Source organism: Lentzea sp. NPDC004782, from assembly GCF_040609115.1.
Taxonomy (GTDB): domain Bacteria; phylum Actinomycetota; class Actinomycetes; order Mycobacteriales; family Pseudonocardiaceae; genus Lentzea.
Map to the genome: position 1 here is coordinate 1 of NZ_JBEXJN010000083.1, position 16,418 is coordinate 16,418.

14 protein-coding genes are annotated in these 16,418 nt (G+C 70.7%); 5 read left to right on the top strand and 9 right to left on the bottom strand.

Annotated features, from left to right (window positions below; all coding sequences use genetic code 11):
* Positions 1 to 109: 109 nt before the first annotated feature.
* Positions 110 to 559, bottom strand: a complete 450-nt coding sequence (locus ABZV40_RS42010; RefSeq protein ID WP_355455098.1) for a hypothetical protein — start codon at positions 557 to 559, stop codon at positions 110 to 112.
* 195 nt (positions 560 to 754) lie between these two features.
* Here ABZV40_RS42010 and ABZV40_RS42015 point away from each other — a divergent pair, with 195 nt between their 5' ends.
* Positions 755 to 2,158 (top strand): protein adenylyltransferase SelO family protein, encoded by a 1,404-nt coding sequence (locus ABZV40_RS42015; RefSeq protein ID WP_355455100.1) that lies wholly within the window; start codon positions 755 to 757, stop codon positions 2,156 to 2,158.
* A complete protein-coding gene (gene tsaA / locus ABZV40_RS42020) occupies positions 2,158 to 2,553 on the top strand; it encodes a tRNA (N6-threonylcarbamoyladenosine(37)-N6)-methyltransferase TrmO (RefSeq protein ID WP_355455102.1) in 396 nt (131 codons plus the stop codon). Before ABZV40_RS42015 ends, tsaA begins: the two co-directional genes overlap by 1 nt.
* Before the next feature lies 1 nt (position 2,554).
* On the opposite strand, the gene ABZV40_RS42025 is transcribed toward tsaA, so the two are convergent.
* From ABZV40_RS42025 to tal, 3 genes are all read right to left on the bottom strand, one after another.
* Positions 2,555 to 5,125 (bottom strand): hypothetical protein, encoded by a 2,571-nt coding sequence (locus ABZV40_RS42025; RefSeq protein ID WP_355455104.1) that lies wholly within the window; start codon positions 5,123 to 5,125, stop codon positions 2,555 to 2,557.
* Between the two features lie 331 nt (positions 5,126 to 5,456).
* Positions 5,457 to 7,289 carry a transketolase gene (locus tag ABZV40_RS42030; protein ID WP_355455106.1) on the bottom strand — a complete coding sequence of 611 codons (1,833 nt, stop codon included), beginning with the start codon at positions 7,287 to 7,289 and terminating at the stop codon, positions 5,457 to 5,459.
* Positions 7,290 to 7,292: 3 nt separating this feature from the next.
* Positions 7,293 to 8,372, bottom strand: coding sequence for a transaldolase (gene tal, locus ABZV40_RS42035; RefSeq protein ID WP_355455108.1), 1,080 nt, complete (start codon positions 8,370 to 8,372; stop codon positions 7,293 to 7,295).
* 122 nt (positions 8,373 to 8,494) lie between these two features.
* On the opposite strand from tal, the gene ABZV40_RS42040 reads away from it, so the two are divergent.
* On the top strand, positions 8,495 to 8,671 hold the full coding sequence (locus tag ABZV40_RS42040; protein ID WP_355455109.1) for a hypothetical protein: 177 nt from the start codon (positions 8,495 to 8,497) through the stop codon (positions 8,669 to 8,671).
* Positions 8,668 to 10,419, top strand: coding sequence for a cytochrome c oxidase subunit I (gene ctaD / locus ABZV40_RS42045; protein WP_355455111.1), 1,752 nt, complete (start codon positions 8,668 to 8,670; stop codon positions 10,417 to 10,419). The genes ABZV40_RS42040 and ctaD overlap by 4 nt, the downstream gene beginning before the upstream one ends.
* Here the strand turns inward: ctaD and ABZV40_RS42050 are convergent.
* From ABZV40_RS42050 to ABZV40_RS42070, 5 genes are read right to left on the bottom strand one after another with little or no spacing between them, the layout of a single operon-like run.
* The gene (locus tag ABZV40_RS42050) at positions 10,416 to 11,456 is read right to left on the bottom strand and encodes a pyridoxal-phosphate dependent enzyme (protein ID WP_355455113.1); all 1,041 of its coding nucleotides are present in this window, start codon (positions 11,454 to 11,456) and stop codon (positions 10,416 to 10,418) included. The genes ctaD and ABZV40_RS42050 overlap by 4 nt on opposite strands.
* Positions 11,453 to 12,241 carry a DUF364 domain-containing protein gene (locus tag ABZV40_RS42055; RefSeq protein ID WP_355455115.1) on the bottom strand — a complete coding sequence of 263 codons (789 nt, stop codon included), beginning with the start codon at positions 12,239 to 12,241 and terminating at the stop codon, positions 11,453 to 11,455. The genes ABZV40_RS42050 and ABZV40_RS42055 overlap by 4 nt, the downstream gene beginning before the upstream one ends.
* A gap of 13 nt (positions 12,242 to 12,254) precedes the next feature.
* Positions 12,255 to 13,010, bottom strand: a complete 756-nt coding sequence (locus ABZV40_RS42060; protein ID WP_355455117.1) for an ABC transporter ATP-binding protein — start codon at positions 13,008 to 13,010, stop codon at positions 12,255 to 12,257.
* A complete protein-coding gene (locus ABZV40_RS42065; protein ID WP_355455119.1) occupies positions 13,007 to 14,068 on the bottom strand; it encodes an iron chelate uptake ABC transporter family permease subunit in 1,062 nt (353 codons plus the stop codon). The genes ABZV40_RS42060 and ABZV40_RS42065 overlap by 4 nt, the downstream gene beginning before the upstream one ends.
* Positions 14,061 to 15,038 carry an ABC transporter substrate-binding protein gene (locus tag ABZV40_RS42070; RefSeq protein ID WP_355455121.1) on the bottom strand — a complete coding sequence of 326 codons (978 nt, stop codon included), beginning with the start codon at positions 15,036 to 15,038 and terminating at the stop codon, positions 14,061 to 14,063. The genes ABZV40_RS42065 and ABZV40_RS42070 overlap by 8 nt, the downstream gene beginning before the upstream one ends.
* A gap of 87 nt (positions 15,039 to 15,125) precedes the next feature.
* Between ABZV40_RS42070 and ABZV40_RS42075 the strand changes: the two genes are divergently transcribed.
* On the top strand, positions 15,126 to 16,418 hold a 1,293-nt coding region (locus tag ABZV40_RS42075; protein ID WP_355455123.1), incomplete at its 3' end, for an MFS transporter.

Below are 16,418 nucleotides of genomic sequence, written 5' to 3' on the forward strand. Positions count from 1 at the left end.
TGGGCAGTTACGTGGATGAAGGGCGCCTTCATCCACGTCAGGTGGATGTAGGCGCCCTTCATCCACCTCGCCAGACGGCGAGTTGCGCACACGACCTCCGGCTGCCTGCTCAGACGGCGTTGCGCAAGGCGTTGTAGCCCTTGAAGAGCTCGTCCCACGCCTTGCCGCAGCGGGCGTCGAGCCGGCCGTCGGCGCTCGACCCGCCCGCCGCGAACCACGGCTCGCACGGGCCGATCTCGGTGAGCGCCCTGCGGACCTGCTCGATGGCGGCACGGCCGGCGGGCGGCAGCTTGCCGGACTGCTTCTCGGCCTCGTCGAGCACGCCCGTCACGTCCGGCATCAGGCGGGCGCAGTTGTCGGCCGGGTCGACCGGCTCTCCCCGCAGGCGGGCCAGGCAGGCGGTGAGGAGGGTGCCGACCGCGTCGAGCCTGGGTTGCAGGCCGGGCAACGGTGAGGAGGACGCCGAGGTCGGTGCCGGGGTGATCGTGGGCAGGGACGACGTCCCTCCGGTACCGCATCCGAGCAGAACGAAGACCAGCGCGAGGGCGGAGTAACGCACGTCGGGGGAGCCTAGCCTTCCGCCGGGACCGCCGAAGACGCGCCACCGCCGGGGTCCGGTGCCGTCTCAGGGCCCTGACCAGCCAGAATGCGGCCGTCGCCAGCACCGCCGGGAGCCGGTGAAGTAGACCTGTTCGAAGTAGTCCGCGGACCGTGATCACACTCGAACAGGTGGCCCGGCCGGTAACGTTGGGGTGTGAGCATCAGCCTGAGCAGCGAGTTCGCCACCGCCGTGCCGGAGATGGCCGTGGGGTGGGAAGCCGCCCAGGTCGCCGAACCGCGCCTGCTCGTCCTGAACGAGCCGCTGGCGAAGGAACTGGGCCTGGATCCGGCGTGGTTGCGGACCGACGGCCTGCGGTTCCTGGTGGGCAACGAGGCTCCCGGCGTGGCCCAGGCGTATGCGGGGCACCAGTTCGGCGGCTACTCCCCCAGGCTCGGCGACGGGCGCGCCCTTCTTCTCGGCGAGCTGCGCGACACCGACGGCAGACTGCGCGACCTGCACCTCAAAGGCTCCGGGCGCACGCCGTTCGCCCGCGGCGGCGACGGGCTGGCCGCGGTCGGGCCGATGCTGCGCGAATTCGTGCTGAGCGAGGCGATGCACGCGCTCGGCATTCCCACGACCCGTTCGCTCGCGGTCGTGGCGACGGGCGGTCTCGTCCAGCGCGAGGAACGGTTGCCGGGCGCGGTGCTCGCGCGGGTCGCGTCCTCGCACCTGCGCGTCGGCAGCTTCCAGTACGCCCGCAACACCGGCGACCACGACCTGCTGCGCCGTCTCGCCGACCACGCCATCGCCCGCCACTACCCCGGCAGCACCTACCTGGAGCTGTTCGAGCAGGTGGTGGCCGCACAGGCCGCGCTGGTCGCGAGGTGGATGCTCGTCGGCTTCATCCACGGCGTGATGAACACCGACAACATGACCATCTCCGGCGAGACCATCGACTACGGCCCGTGCGCGTTCATGGAGGCCTACGACCCGGCAACGGTCTACAGCTCCATCGACCACCGCGGCCGCTACGCCTACGGCAACCAGCCGATCGTCGCCGAGTGGAACCTGGCGCGGCTGGCCGAGGCGTTGCTGCCGTTGCTCGCCGACGACGAGGACAAGGCCGTGTCGTTGGCGCTCGAAGCGCTCGGCACGTTCGACGGGCACTTCGAGAGCGCCTGGACGGACGGGATGCGGGCCAAGCTGGGCGTGTCCGGTGACGTCGGACCGCTGGTGAAGGACCTGCTCGCGCTGATGCACGCGAACCACGTCGACTTCACGTCGTTCTTCCACCGGCTGGGCGCGGCCGCCCGTGGCGACGCCGAGCCCGCGCGGTCGCTGTTCCTCGACCTGGCCGGGATCGACGCGTGGATCGAGCGGTGGCGCGCGCTCGGACCGGATGCCGGTGCGATGGAGCTGATCAACCCGGTCTACATTCCTCGCAACCACCTCGTCGAGGAGGCGCTGGCCGCCGGGTCCGCCGGTGATCTCCAGCCGCTGCAACGGCTGCTGGACGCCGTGACGTCGCCTTACGGGGAACGCCCAGAGCTGGAGCACTACGCGGCCCCCGCGCCGCGGGACTTCAGCGCCACCTACCAGACCTTCTGCGGAACCTGATGAAACTGCAGCCCGTCGGCCACGTCGAGTCAACGCTCACCGACGGCGCGTCCGCGCCCAGGCAGGGCGACGAGGGTGCGCCGGAGTCCTGGATCGTCTTCGCGCCGGAGTACGCGCGGGCCATGGCCGAGCTCGCCGCCGGCCAGGAGGTGCTCGTGCTGACGTGGCTCGACCGCGCGGACCGCTCGGTGCTGGCCGTGCACCCGCGCGACGACGCGGAACGGCCGCGCACCGGGGTGTTCTCGACCCGGTCGCAGGACCGGCCGAACCCGATCGGCCTGCACCGGGTGCGGATCCTCGGGGTCGACGGGCAGCGGGTGCACGTCGGTGACCTGGAGGCCCTCGACGGCACACCCGTGGTCGACGTGAAGCCGGTGCTGGGCTCCGAGCGCTGATCTACTGGGGATCGCGCGGACAGCCGGCGTCCGGCGTCACCACCAGGTCGGCGGGGAACGGCAGTTCACCGCACAGCAACTGCGGTGTCGACGTCGTGTCGGTCTTGCCCTGCAACACGATCACGGCCTTGTTGGACGGCAGCCGCGTGCTCGCGCCGAACCCGATCCTGCCGGTGGCGCCCTGGATCGCGTTGTCCGGCCGGATGCTGCCGATCCCGGCGAGCAGTCCCTCCCGCACCCGCGCCCCGGGATCGGTCCGGCGCACCTGCCGCACCCCTTCCGCCAGGACCTGCATCGCGTCGTAGGCGGCGGCCGAGCGACCGTCGCTCAGCGTCTGGCAGGTCTTGTGGAACACGTCGAGGTAGTTCTTGTAGAACGGCACCTTCTCGCAGTCGGTCCACGCGGCGGGGCTCGCGAACGACAGGTAGTCCAGCCGCACGTTGGGGAACTGCGTCATCGTGCCTTCGAGGATGAACCGGGTGGACGAGTCGCTCGCGAGCACCGGCGGGGTGCTGCCGCCCTGGCACCTGCTGTTCATGCCGCGCAGGAACTCCGCCAGGTACTGCGCGCGTCCGGCGTAGAAGACCGCGTACCCCGGCCTGGGCGCGGCCGGGCAGGCGCCCTGCCCGAGGCTGGCCGGGGCGAGGCCCTCGTCGTCGTTCGCGACCCGGTACGACTTGTACTGGCTGACCGCGATTCCCCGTTCGGCGAAGGCGGTTCGCGCGTCCTCGGCCATGTTCTGGCTGTACCGGTCGGTGGGGTCGCCGGAGTAGAAGATCGCCATGTCGGTCACGTCGAGCTTGGTCTGCGCGTAGTAGGCGGCGACCCGCGCCTCGCGCAGGTTGTTCGGACCGACCTGGTAGTAGTACTCGTTGATGCTCGCCATGTCGTCGGCGGACGTGAGGCTGCCGATGACGGGCAAAGCGTTGCTGCCCAACCGCTTCACGACGGACTTGGCGGTGTCGGTGCTGATCGACAGCCCGGTCACCGCGACCACGCTGCGATCCCGCGCGGCCAGTTCGATGATCTTGTCGGCCGCCAGGTCGCCGGACGCCAGACCTCGGCCGCCCGGCCCCTCACCGCCGTTGGCCAGCAGCATCCTGATCGGCACGTCACTGGTCTTCTGCGCCACCCACACGCCCCGCAGCTCCTCGACCAGGGCCGCGAAGCTGTTGGCGGTGCGGGGAGTCAGCACGCTGAGGAACACGATCGTGATCGCGTCCTCACGGGTCTCCGCCTTGCGGTTCTCGGCCATGATCTTGCCGTAGACGTCCTCCAGCCCCGGCCGGACCTCCTCGGGCACGGTGTCCGGAACGAAGTGCCGCAACGGATCCGCGGACACCCCGATGCACTCGTCGCCGACCAGCTCCAGCTGCGCGTGGATCGCGAGCGACCACCAGCGGTCGCACCGGGAGTGGTTGTAGAACGGCACGGCGAGGACCATCCCGGCGAGCAGCGCGACCACGATCGGGGCCGCGACCGCCCGGCGCAACCGCAGCGACGGGTGGCCGGCGAGGCCGCCACCCACGCCGGGCGCGGGTGCGGTGGCGTCGGTGTTGAGCGCGATGGCCCAGTTCTCGGACCGCGGCAGGGCCCGCAGCCAGTCCTTGTAGCCCTGCAGCGCGTCCGCCGCGTGCGTCGCCGGTTCGTCGTCCGACTCTTCCGCCGAGATCACCAGCAGCGGATCGGGGTGGCTCAACGGGTTCGTGCGCCACGACCGTCCACGGTGGACGGTGTTGCGGGCGCGGCCGATCGCGTCGACCAGCCACTGCCCGGCCCCCTGGGACACGTTGTCGATCAGCAGCCACGGACAACCGGTGCGCCGGCGGCCCGCGCCGAACACCGTCCAGCGCCGGTGCGAACGCCGCAGGTCCTCCAGGAACGCGCGCACCAGCAGGTCGTTGACCTCGTCCGGAAAACGCGCGGCGAGGCGTTCCCGCACGAACGCGCGGGCCAGCCGGTAGAGGCCGCGCCGCGACCTGCCGCCGAACGACTGTTCGCCCACCCACGTCGCCGGCCGCCACAGCAGCGTCATGAGCGCCAGGCCGAGCCGCGGCATCACCGTGATGACCAGCCGGATCCACCACGGGAAGTCCTGCGCCAGGTCCTGGACGCCGTCGGCGGTCATCCGCACGCGGCGGCGGAGGTGCTGCTTGAACTGGCGGGCGATCTCGCGTTGTTCGTCGTCGGCCTGGACGTCGGCGGGCAGCGTGAGGTCGAGCAGCCACCCGACGAGCGCGTAGTGCGGGAACCGCAACCGCTTCTCGGCGAGCCCGCCCACCGCGTCGTCGAGCAGCTTGCGCGGTTCCGGCTCGGCGCCGTCGACCAGTGCCAGGGGCACCTTGCGCCCGTGCGCGGTGGCAGGCCGGTTGGCCAGCGGTTCCAGCGGGCTCTCCACACCGGGCGGCCGGCGCAGGTGGATGATCGGCAACGGCACGTCCCGCGCGGGCCAGCGCGGCCGGGACGCCAGGTGGTCGAGCAGCTCCAGCAGGTCGAGCGCGCCCAGGAAGTGCAGTCCGCGCGTCTGCTCGGCGCCGAGGTACCAGTCCTGCGAGGCCATCCTGGACGCCATCTGCCCACCCCGTTCCGCCGGTCCCGAACGAACCGATTGTCGGGTGGAATGCTTGGGGTATTAGCGAAATCCGCCCAATTCGCGGCCAGGAGGAATCCGCGCTGGTGAGAATGGCCGAACGGATGGGTACCCGCCGGGCATGACCCAGCCGGTACCGCCACCAGAACCCGCGCCTCAGCCGGGACCGGACCAGCCTCGGCCGCCCGGTCCCGACCCGGATCCACTACCTCCGATGCCCGAACCCACCTGAGCCCCGGTGCTCGATGAAGGGCTCATTCATCCACCTGAGGTGGAGCAAGGAGCCCTTCATCGACCTCGGACGCCTCAGGCGTCAGGGGCGGAGGAGTTGGCGTGCTGCTTCGGCTGTTGCCTCGGCGTCGATGTGGGCGGCGTGCAGCAGTTCGCCGGGCTTGCCGGACACCGGCATCTCCGACACCGCGAGCTTCCGCACGACCGGCCGGTCCGGACAGGCCGCCAGCGCGCCGAGCACCGCGTCCCCGAGCCCGCCCTCGGGCCAGTGGTCCTCCACGGTCAGCACCGCCCGCGTCTGGGAAGCGGCCTGCACCAACGTGTTCCCGTCGATCGGCTTGATCGAGTAGCAGTCGATCACCCGCGCGCGGATGCCCTCCCCGTCCAGCACGTCGGCCGCCTTCTCCGCCTCGCCGACGGTGATCCCGCACGCCACGATCGTCAGGTCGTCGTGATCGCTGTTGCGCAGCACCCGGCTGCCGCCGACGCGGATGTGCTCGTCCGGTGACGTGCGCACCGGCGTCTTGCCCCGCAACGTCCGCAGGTACGAGATGCCGGGCAGCGTGGCCATCTCGGCGACCAGCGCGGCGGTCTGGTTGGCGTCGGACGGGTGCAGCACGGTGCTGCCGTGGATGGCGCGGAACATCGAGATGTCCTCCAGCGCCATCTGCGACGGCCCGTCCTCGCCGATCGACACCCCGGCGTGCGAGCCGCACAGGCGCAGGTCCGCGCGGGACACGGCGGCCATGCGGATGAAGTCGTGCGCACGGGTCAGGAACGCGCCGAACGTGGACGCGAACGGCACCCAGTTGCGGGCCTGCAGGCCGACCGCGGCGGCGACCATCTGCTGCTCGGCGATGAACATCTCGAAGTAGCGGTCCGGATGCGCCTTGGCGAACAGCTCGGACGTGGTCGAGTTCGACACCTCGCCGTCCAGCACCACGACGTCGCCGCGCAGGCCGCCGAGCTCGGCGAGCGTCTGCCCGTACGCCTGGCGGGTCGCGACCTCCTCACCGATCTCCCAGCGCGGCAACGTGCCGCCGTTGGTGGCGAAGCGGTGCGGCGTACCCGGCGTGGGCGTCCTGACCGTCACGGCCAGGGAGCGGGCGCCGCCGAGCTCCTCGATCGCCTCCTCCGGGTCCTCCAGCGGCTTGCCGTGCTTGCCGGGCTGGTCCTCGACCGCCTTCACGCCACGTCCCTTGTGCGTCCTGGCGATGATCACGGTCGGCCGGTCGGTCACGGACGTCGCCTGGGCCAGCGCGGCGTCGATGGCGTCGAGGTCGTGGCCGTCGATCGCGACGGCCTTCCAGCCGAACGCCTCGGCGCGGGCGACGTAGCCGTCGAGGTCCCAGCCGAGCATCGTCTCGCGGGTCTGGCCGAGCCGGTTCACGTCGATGATCGCGGTGAGGTTGTCGAGCCCCGCCCAGCCGGCGTGCTGGAACGCCTCCCAGATCGAGCCCTCGGCCATCTCCGAGTCACCGCACAGCACCCACACCCGGTACGGCAACCGGTCGAGGCGTTTGCCGGCCAGCGCGAGGCCGACGCCGACCGGCAGGCCCTGGCCGAGCGAGCCGGTGGCCACGTCGGTCGGCGGGATGCGGGGCGTCGGGTGGCCTTCGAGCCTGCTGCCGAACGTGCGGAAGCTCAGCAGTTCCTCGTCGGTGATCGCACCGGCGGCCTTGAGCATCGCGTAGTACAGCGGCGAGGCGTGGCCCTTGGAGAACACGAGGTGGTCGTTGGCCGGGTTGTCCGGGTTCGCGTAGTCGAGCTTGAGGTAGCCGTGCAGCAGCACGGCCATCAGGTCGGCCGCGGACATCGACGACGTCGGGTGCCCGGAGCCGCCCGCGTCGCTCGCGCGGACCGAGTCGACCCGGAGCTGCTGGGCGAGGTCGTGGCGGAAGTCGTTGTCGGGCAAGGGTCACCTCCGAGCTGGTTGGGCGGTCAGGCGGTCGAGCAACTGCCGGTAGGAGTCCACGAACTTCCGCACGCCCTCGCGTTCGAGGGTGTCGGTGAGGTCGCGGTAGCTGATGCCGATCTCGGCGAACCGGTCGAGCACGCGCCGCGCGCCGCCCACGTCCCTGGTCAGCGAGTCGGCGACCATGCCGTGGTCGAGGAAGGCCTCGATCGTCTTGCGGGGCATGGTGGTCACGGTCTCCGGCCCGATCAGCTCCTCGACGTACCGGGTGTCGCGGAACGCCGGGTTCTTCGTCGACGTGGACGCCCACAGGCACCATTGCGGCGTCGCGCCCGCGCGCGCCAGCTCCTCCCAGGCCGGGCCGGAGAAGATCTCCAGGTACTGCTGGTAGGCGAGCTTGGCGTTGGCGATCGCCAGGGTGCCCTTGAGCACCTCGTGGCCGCGCAACGCGTCCAGGCGCTTGTCGGCCTCCGTGTCCACTCTGGACACGAAGAACGACGCCGCGGAACCGACCTTCGACAGGTCGCCGCCGTCGGCGTGCAACCGGCGCAGGCCGCGCAGGTACGCCTCGGCCGCCTCGCGGTGCCGGTCCAGCGAGAACAGCAGCGTGACGTTGATCGGGATGCCACCGGCGACCGCTTCCTCGATCGCCGGCAGGCCTTCTCCGGTGCCGGGGATCTTCACGAAGAGGTTCGGCCGGTCGACCAGCTCGTGCAGCCGTCGTGCCTCGTCGATCGTCGCCTGCGTGTCGTGGGCGAACCGCGGGTCGACCTCCATCGACACCCAGCCGTCGCGTTCCGAGGTGCCCTTGCCGGCCAGCAGGTCGCAGGCCTGGCGGACGTCCTCGGCCGCGAGGGCCAGGAAGATCTCCTTCGGGTCGTCGGCGTCCAGGTCGCGCTTCTGGGCTTCGTAGGCGTCGCCGCTGCTCATGGCGTCCGAGAAGATCGTCGGGTTCGACGTCACCCCGAGGACGCCCGCGTCGACCAAGGCGGCCAGCTCGCCTCCCCGCAGCAGTTCTCTGGACAGCTGGTCCATCCACGGGCTCTGGCCGCGCTCGGCCAGGCCGTGCAGTGCGGTGCGCATGGCAGGTCCTCTCTGATGGCCACTTTTCGTGTACCCGTGGGGCGCCGGGCGACACACCGTTTGGGCGGTGGGCTGCCGGGTACACCGCGCGTGCGACCGCCGTTACCTGTCGAGGAGTCGTGATGCCTGAACCGGAACCGCAAATCGACCCCGTCACCGCGGAGAGCGAGGAGCAGGACGCCGACCTGGCCGGCGAGCACGAACGCACGGACGCGACCGACGATCCGACCGCGGGCGGCGGTGAAGCCATGCCCGACGACCACGGCGGAATGACCACCGAAGGCGAGTCACCACCGTGACCACGATCAAACCGACGCCGGTCGTACCGCATCCCGGTGTCGCCCGCCGACGTCCCAAGGGCGCCGCGTTCCTGGGTTTCCTGCGCACCACCGACCCGAAGCAGATCGGGATCCTCTACCTGGTCACGTCGTTCGCCTTCTTCATGGCCGGCGGCGTGATGGCTCTTCTGCTGCGCGCCGAACTGGCCCGGCCGGGCCTGCAGTTCCTCTCGAACGAGCAGTACAACCAGCTCTTCACCATGCACGGCACGATCATGCTGCTGCTGTACGCGACGCCGATCCTGTTCGGGTTCGCCAACTACATCCTGCCGCTGCAGATCGGCTCGCCGGACGTGGCTTTCCCGCGCCTGAACGCCTTCTCGTACTGGTTGTTCCTGTTCGGCGGCCTGATCGTGATGAGCAGCTTCGTCACCCCGGCGGGCGCGGCCGACTTCGGCTGGACCGCCTACACACCGCTGTCGAGCGCCGTGCACGCCCCCGGCATCGGCCCCGACCTGTGGATCATGGGCCTGGCGGTGTCGGGTCTCGGCACGATCCTCGGCGCGGTCAACATGATCACCACGATCGTCTGCCTGCGGGCGCCGGGCATGACGATGTTCCGCATGCCGATCTTCACCTGGAACATCCTGGTCACGGCGGTGCTGATCCTGCTGGCGTTCCCGATCCTGACCGCCGCCCTGCTGGCGCTCGCGGCGGACCGGCACTTCGGCGCGCACGTGTTCGACCCGGCCAACGGCGGGGCGATCCTGTGGCAGCACCTGTTCTGGTTCTTCGGCCACCCCGAGGTCTACATCGTCGCGCTGCCGTTCTTCGGCATCATCACCGAGATCCTGCCGGTGTTCAGCCGGAAACCGCTGTTCGGGTACAAGGGCCTGGTGTTCGCGACGTTCGCCATCGGCATGCTGTCGGTCGCCGTGTGGGCACACCACATGTTCGCGACCGGTGCCGTGCTGCTGCCGTTCTTCTCGCTGATGACCTTCCTGATCGCCGTGCCGACCGGCATCAAGTTCTTCAACTGGGCCGGCACGATGTGGAAGGGCCAGCTGACGTTCGAGACGCCGATGCTGTTCTCGATCGGGTTCCTGGTGACGTTCCTGCTCGGCGGCCTGACCGGCATCCTGCTGGCCTCACCGCCGCTCGACTTCCACGTCACCGACACGTACTTCGTCGTCGCGCACTTCCACTACGTGCTGTTCGGCACGATCGTGTTCGCCACCTACGCGGGCATCTACTTCTGGTTCCCGAAGATGACCGGGCGGATGCTCAACGAACCGCTGGGCAAGCTGCACTTCTGGACCACGTTCCTGGGCTTCCACGGCACGTTCCTCGTGCAGCACTGGCTCGGCAACATGGGCATGCCCCGCCGCTACGCCGACTACCTGCCGACGGACGGGTTCACGACGCTCAACATGATCTCGACGATCAGCGCGTTCGTGCTCGGCGCGTCCGTGCTGCCGTTCGTGTGGAACGTGTTCCGCTCCTACCGGTACGGCGAACCGGCCGGAGGCGACGATCCGTGGGGGTACGGGAACTCGCTGGAGTGGGCGACCACTTCTCCCCCGCCGCGGCACAACTTCCTGGACCTGCCGCGGATCCGGTCCGAGCGGCCCGCGTTCGAGCTGCACTACCCGCAGATGGTCGAGCGGATGCGCGCCGAGTCGCACTTCTCCCTTTCCCGACGCGGCAAGCACACTCCGCCCGACCAGCCGACCGAGGACGCCCTCGCCCCGACGGACCGCGAGTCCTAGGAAGCAACCGGCATCGCGACGGCGGCGTTCGGGGGTGCCTCGGCGCGGTTCCAGTGCATGCGCGACCACGGCAGGTCCATGTCCGCCAAGGCGTTGATCTGGCGGGGCCGCAGGTCATCCGGCGACGGGGCCTCGGCGTGCCGGGAGTAGGCCGCGTCGACGTAGCGGTGGCCGGTGTCCGGGGCGAGGACGACGACGTGGCGGTCCGGGTCGAGCCGCTGCTCCCACCTGGCCGCGAGGTAGGCGGCTCCGGCGGAGAGCCCGGCGAAGACGGCGTGCTCGCGCAGCAACGCCACACCGCCCGCCAGTGCCGCCTCGAAGCCGAGCCAGTGCACGGTGTCGTAGAGGGTGTGGTCGACGTTGCCGAACGGGATGGAACTGCCGATCCCGGCGATGATGATCTCCGGGTCGTGCACGTGCTCGCTGCCGAACGTGACGCTGTCGAACGGTTGCACACCGACGAGCTCCACGTCCGGATCGGTTTCCCGGAGGTACGTGGTCAGCGCACCCGTCGACGCGCCCGTGCCGACGCCGCCCACGACGGAGAGCCGCGCGCAGCCGACGTGCTCGCGGACCAGGTCGGCGATCGGGCGGTAGCCGCGGTAGTGGACGTCGTCGTGGTACTGCCGCATCCAGTGGTGGCGCGGCCGTTCGCGCAGGATCTCCCGCACTCGCGCCACCCGGCGGCTCTGGTCGAGTTTGAGGCTCGCGCACGGCGGCATCGGCTCGACGGTCGCGCCGAGGATCTCCAGTTGTGTCCGCAGGGTCCTGTCGACGGTCGTGGAGGCGATGATGTGGCAGTGCAGGCCGTAGCGGTGGCACGCGAGCGCCAGGGCGTGGGCGTAGATGCCGCTCGAGCTGTCGACCAGCGTGTCCCCGTGCGCGATCGTGCCGCGTTCGAGCAGGTACCGGACGGCTTCCAGCGCCGAGGCGACCTTCATGGTCTCGAAGCGCAGGCAGACGGTGCGGGAGTCGAGGCGCACCAGGGCAGGGCGGCTGAGCGCGTCAGCGATGTGGTGGTCCACGTCTTCTCTCACGTCCGGTAGCGGAACAGGGTGGTGGCGTCGGCGCTGAACTGCGAGAACGGGAACGGTTCCGCGGACAGCGCGGTGACGCCCGCGCCGAGGAAGTGGCGGGCGACGGCACTCGCGGTCTGCGCGTACACGACCAGCGGGATCTCCCTCTCCCGGCAGGTGCGCAGGATCTCGTCGAACGTGCCGTTACCGATCGTCATGCCGGTGGCGACGACGGCGTCCGCGACGCCGAGCACGTCCCGCATGTCCGGGGTCACCGGGTCGCCCCACTGGGTGGTGCGCAGCTGGAGGTCGCACGGCAGGCACTCGGCGCCCCGCTCGCGGATGGCCGCCACCAACGGGTTCACCACGCCGATCAACGCGACCTTGGCGCCCGGCTCGACGTCGAGCAGCCCGGCGACCGCCGCGTCACGTGCCTGCGCGCGCTCTTCCGGGGTTCCCGCGGGCAGCACCACCCGTTCGGCGGTCCGATGTGGACGGACGTGGCCGAGGTAGGCGTCGAGTGCGGCGACGCGCACCGGTGCCGGTGCCTCGGTGAGCAGCCGCGCGACGGGAGCGCCGGAGTAGTTCGCGCACACCGCCGGGTCGGCCTCGCCCTCCGCGAACGCGCACGCCCCGAACGCGGTGCCGACGCGGGCCAGCACGTACTGGTTGCGGTAGGTGACGTTCCCACCGGCCAGCCGCGTGCCGTGGTGCACCCAGAACACGCTGGTGGCCGGGACCTCGGCAGGGGCGGGGCCGTGCTTCCCCGCCAGCACTTCGGCTGTCAGATCGTCCACAGTGGTCATGACTCCCCCTTTGTCAGCGATAGCCGACAGCCAGGTGGCCCAGGCTGTCGCGGCCGATCTCGGCGTCCACGTCGAACACCTCGCGCAGCAGCGGCGCGGTGAGCACTTCGTCCGCCGGCCCGTCCGCGACGACAGCGCCGTCGTGCATCAGCACCAGCCGGTCGCAGTAGCGGGCGGCCAGTGCGAGGTCGTGCAGCGCCACCACGACCGTCTGCGGCGTGCGGCTCGCCAGCTCCATCAGGTCGAGCTGATGGCGTACGTCCAGGTGGTTGGTGGGCTCGTCCAGCAGCAGCGCCGACGTCTGTTGCGCCAGCGCCCGAGCGAGGTGCGTGCGTTGCCGCTCGCCGCCGGACAGCTGCTTCCACGGCCGGTCCGCCAACCCGCCGAGATCGAGCCGGTCGAGGGCGGCCGCCACGATCGCGCGATCGTTCGCATCGGGCCCGCGCCACCGCGAGCGGTAGGCGGTCCGGCCCAGCATCACCACGTCGGCCACGCGCAGATCGCTGTCGGTGTCGGCGGCCTGCTCGACGAACGCCAGCCTGCGCGCCCGTTCACGGGCGGGCCACGACGTGATCTCCACGCCGTCGTAGCGCACCAGACCGCTGGTGGGCGTGCGCAGACCCGCGACGCACCGCAGCAACGACGACTTGCCGGACCCGTTCGGCCCGATCAGCCCCACGGTCTCACCTTCGCCGACGGCCAGGCTCACGTCCCTGACGATCGTCCTGCCCGGCACGCCCCAGCTCAGGTGCTCGACGGTGATCCTCACAGCTCTCCCCTCCTGCGCAGCACCAGCAGGAAGAGCGGCACGCCCAGCAGCGCGGTGAACACCCCCACCGGCACCTCCAGCGGCGCGAACAGCACGCGGGTGAGCGCGTCCGTCCAGACCAGGAACACCGCGCCGACCACCGCCGACAACGGCAACAGCCTGCGGTGCAACGGCCCCACCAGGAACCGCACGCCGTGCGGCACGATCAGCCCTACGAACCCGACCGCTCCCACCGCCGCCACCGCCACCGCGGTCAGCACCGACGTGGCCACCAGCAACAGGATCCGGGTCGTGCGGACGTCGATGCCCAGCGAGGACGCGGTGTCCGCGCCGAACGCGAACCCGTCGAGCGCCGACGAGCACAGCCACACCACGAGCAGCCCGACCGCCAGCACCACCGCGCACACCGCGACGGACGTCCAGCGGGCCGACGCGAGAGACCCCAGCAGCCAGCTGGTGACCGCACGGATGCTGTCGGCGTCACCGGACGACAGCAGGATCAACGAGGTGAGCGCCGCGAACAGCTGCCCCACGACCACACCGGTCAGCACGATCCGCGAGGAGTCCAGCCCGGTTCGTTTCAACAGCAGCATCAGCAGCCCGAACGCCACCAGCGCGCCGACCAGCGCCCCACCGGTCACACCGAGCTGCGAGCCCGCGAACCCGAGCACCACGACGACCACGGCGCCGGTCGAGGCACCGGACGACACCCCGAGCAGGTAGGGGTCGGCGAGCGAGTTGCGCGTGACGCTCTGCAGCGCCGCACCGCACACCGCCAGCGCGGCACCGACGAGCGCGGCGAGCAGCACCCGCGGCAACCGCAAGTCCCAGATCAGCGAGTCGAGCAGACGTGGCAACGGCACGACCGGCAGCCCGAGGCGCATACCCACAGAGCGGCCAATTTCTGGCCAACTCGCGGCCACTCCTATGCCGACGGCGAGCACGAGCGAGACGATCAGAACCGCGAGACTCACCACGGTCAGGAGCACGCTCTTGTCGCGTCGAACGGGAGTCACCGGCACCTCGACGGCTTCGTCGAGGACAGCGGCCTCAGCCACGGCCGGCGATCCTGTCGAGTCCGGCGGCGAACGCGCGCAGGGCGTCGACCGTGCGCACCGACGGGTCCATCTCGATGCCGTTCAGCTCGATGACCTTGTTGTCCTTCAGCGCTTTCAGCTGCGACACGACCGGGTGCTCGCGCATCATCGCGAGCTTCTCGCTCGCCTTGTCGCCGGGGTTGCCGCGTTCGGACAGGTCGCCGATCACGATCACGTCCGGGTCGCGGCGCGCGATCTCCTCCCAGGACGCCTCCGGCCACTCCTGCGGCAGGTCGTCGAAGACGTTGGCGGCACCGGCGATCCTGCTGATCTGGCTGGGCATTCCATCGCGCCCGGCCACGTACGGGACGCCCTTGAAGACCGAGTAGACCCACACGACCTTCACCGGTTCCCGTTTCACCGCCTGGACTTCGGCCATGATCGCGCGCTGCTCGGCGGCGAGCTGGTTCGCCCGTTCGGTCGCGCCGAAGATCATGCCGAGGTTCTCGTAGTCGCGGAACAGCCGCTCGAACGCCGGCGTGGTGCCGTCCGGGCAGTTGACCGCGCTCACGAACGTCGGCACGCCAAGGGCTTCCAGCTCGTCGCGCGTCCCGGCGCGGTCGGCGGTGAAGAGCTCGCGGAACCCGGACACCACCACGTCCGGGTTGGCCGCCCTGAGCGGCTCGGCGGTGAGGATCTTGGGCGACAGCACCGGGATCTTCGCGTAGGCGTCGGCGTACTTCGGCGCCACCTTGGTCTTGATGTTCGCCGTGCCGGCCATGCGGTCCTGCACTCCCAGCGCCAGCAACGTCTCCGTGGACGACTGGTCCAGCGCCACCGCCCGCTGCGGCGTGCCGGTGAACGTCAGCCGCTTGCCGCAGCTGTCCACCACCACCGACTGTGCCGTCGGCGCCTGCGCGCCTCCCGGTGCGGTGCAGCTCGCCGTGAGCACCGCGACCAGCGCCAGGCCGAGCCGGGCGGGGTGTGACATCGAATCCTCCGGAACGTGACGAGTCGGACGTCCGCTACTGTAACGACAATCATTTTCAAATCAAGCCCTTCCTGGAAGGTGACGCACGTGGTCCACGACACGGCCCGCCCGGTAGCCGCGGCACGATCGGTATTGCGCAGCACGGCGTTCCTCCGCCTCTGGACGGCGACCACCGCGTCGGGCATCGCGACGTGGGCGCTGCCGTTCGTGCTGGGCCTCGCGGTGCTCTCGCGCTCGCTGACCGCCGTCGAACTGGGCGTGCTGCTCGCCGCGCGCACCACCGGATTCCTCGCCGCGGTGCCGATCAGCGGTGTGCTGGCCGACCGTTACGCACGCCGCCAGGTCGTGCTGTGGTCCGGGCTGACTTCCGCTGTCGCCGCGCCCGTGCTCGCTGCCTTCGTGGGCAACTCGCTGGTGCTCGCGGCGGTCGCGGCGGCGGCGATGGGTGCGGGCCAGGGTGCGTGCCGGCCCGCGTTCTCCGCGTTGACGGCCGAGGTGGTGGCGCCGGAGCAGCGCCAGGAGGCCAACGCGGCGATGACCATGTCGATCCGGGTGACGACGCTGGTGGCGCCGGGATTGACGGCGTTGCTCGCGCTCGTGGTGAGCACGCAGGGGCTGCTGTTCGGGATCGGCGCGCTGTGGCTCGCGGCGGCCCTGGTGCCTCCTGCCGGTACCGGACAGGTGGCGACGCCGAGCCGTGCGGGGTTCGTGGCCGAGTTCCTCGACGGAGTGCGCGAGGCCCGCAGGCACCCGTGGTTCCTGGCGGGCCTGGGCGCGCTGTCAGCGGTGATCGCCACCGGCTACTCGGCGACCGGTGTGGTGCTGCCCCTGGTCAGCCGCGATCGTTACGGCACGGAAGCCGTGCTCGCGGGTGCGCTGACCGCCTACACGCTCGGCGCACTCGCCGGGGCGGTGCTGATGGCCAGGTGGCGGCCGCGTGCCGCCGGGTGGACGGGCCTGTTCGGCCTTGCGCTGTACGGGTTCGCGCCGCTGGTGCTGCTGCTGCCGGTGCACCCGTTCGTCGTGATCGCCGTCTACGCGGTGGCCGGGCTCGGCATCGACCTGTTCAACGTGCCGTGGTTCACCGCGACCCAGCGCGAGGTGGAGCCGTCCAAGCTGGCCCGGGTGTCCTCTTTGGACTTCCTGCTGTCGTACGGTCTCGCGCCGGTCGGCCTGGCGCTCATCGCCCCGGCCATCTCCGCGTTCGGCGCCACGGCGGTGCTGGTGGCGTGCACGGTGATCTGCTTCGCCGCGCCCGCGCTGGCGGCGCTGGTGCCGTCGTCCCGCGACTTCGGGGGGGGGGGCGGCCCCCCCCTGGGGTGCAGGGACAGATTTGGAGGAAAAAAAAAAAAAAAGCGGGGGAGCAGGGAAAGAGGGGTG

Coding starts and splice junctions, on each gene's coding strand:
- tsaA (WP_355455102.1), top strand. CDS start 2,158: ATGAAACTGCAGCCCGTCGGCCACGTCGAGTCAACGCTCACCGACGGC.
- ABZV40_RS42025 (WP_355455104.1), bottom strand. CDS start 5,125: ATGGCGTCCAGGATGGCCTCGCAGGACTGGTACCTCGGCGCCGAGCAG.
- tal (WP_355455108.1), bottom strand. CDS start 8,372: ATGCGCACCGCACTGCACGGCCTGGCCGAGCGCGGCCAGAGCCCGTGG.
- ABZV40_RS42040 (WP_355455109.1), top strand. CDS start 8,495: ATGCCTGAACCGGAACCGCAAATCGACCCCGTCACCGCGGAGAGCGAG.
- ABZV40_RS42055 (WP_355455115.1), bottom strand. CDS start 12,241: ATGACCACTGTGGACGATCTGACAGCCGAAGTGCTGGCGGGGAAGCAC.
- ABZV40_RS42070 (WP_355455121.1), bottom strand. CDS start 15,038: ATGTCACACCCCGCCCGGCTCGGCCTGGCGCTGGTCGCGGTGCTCACG.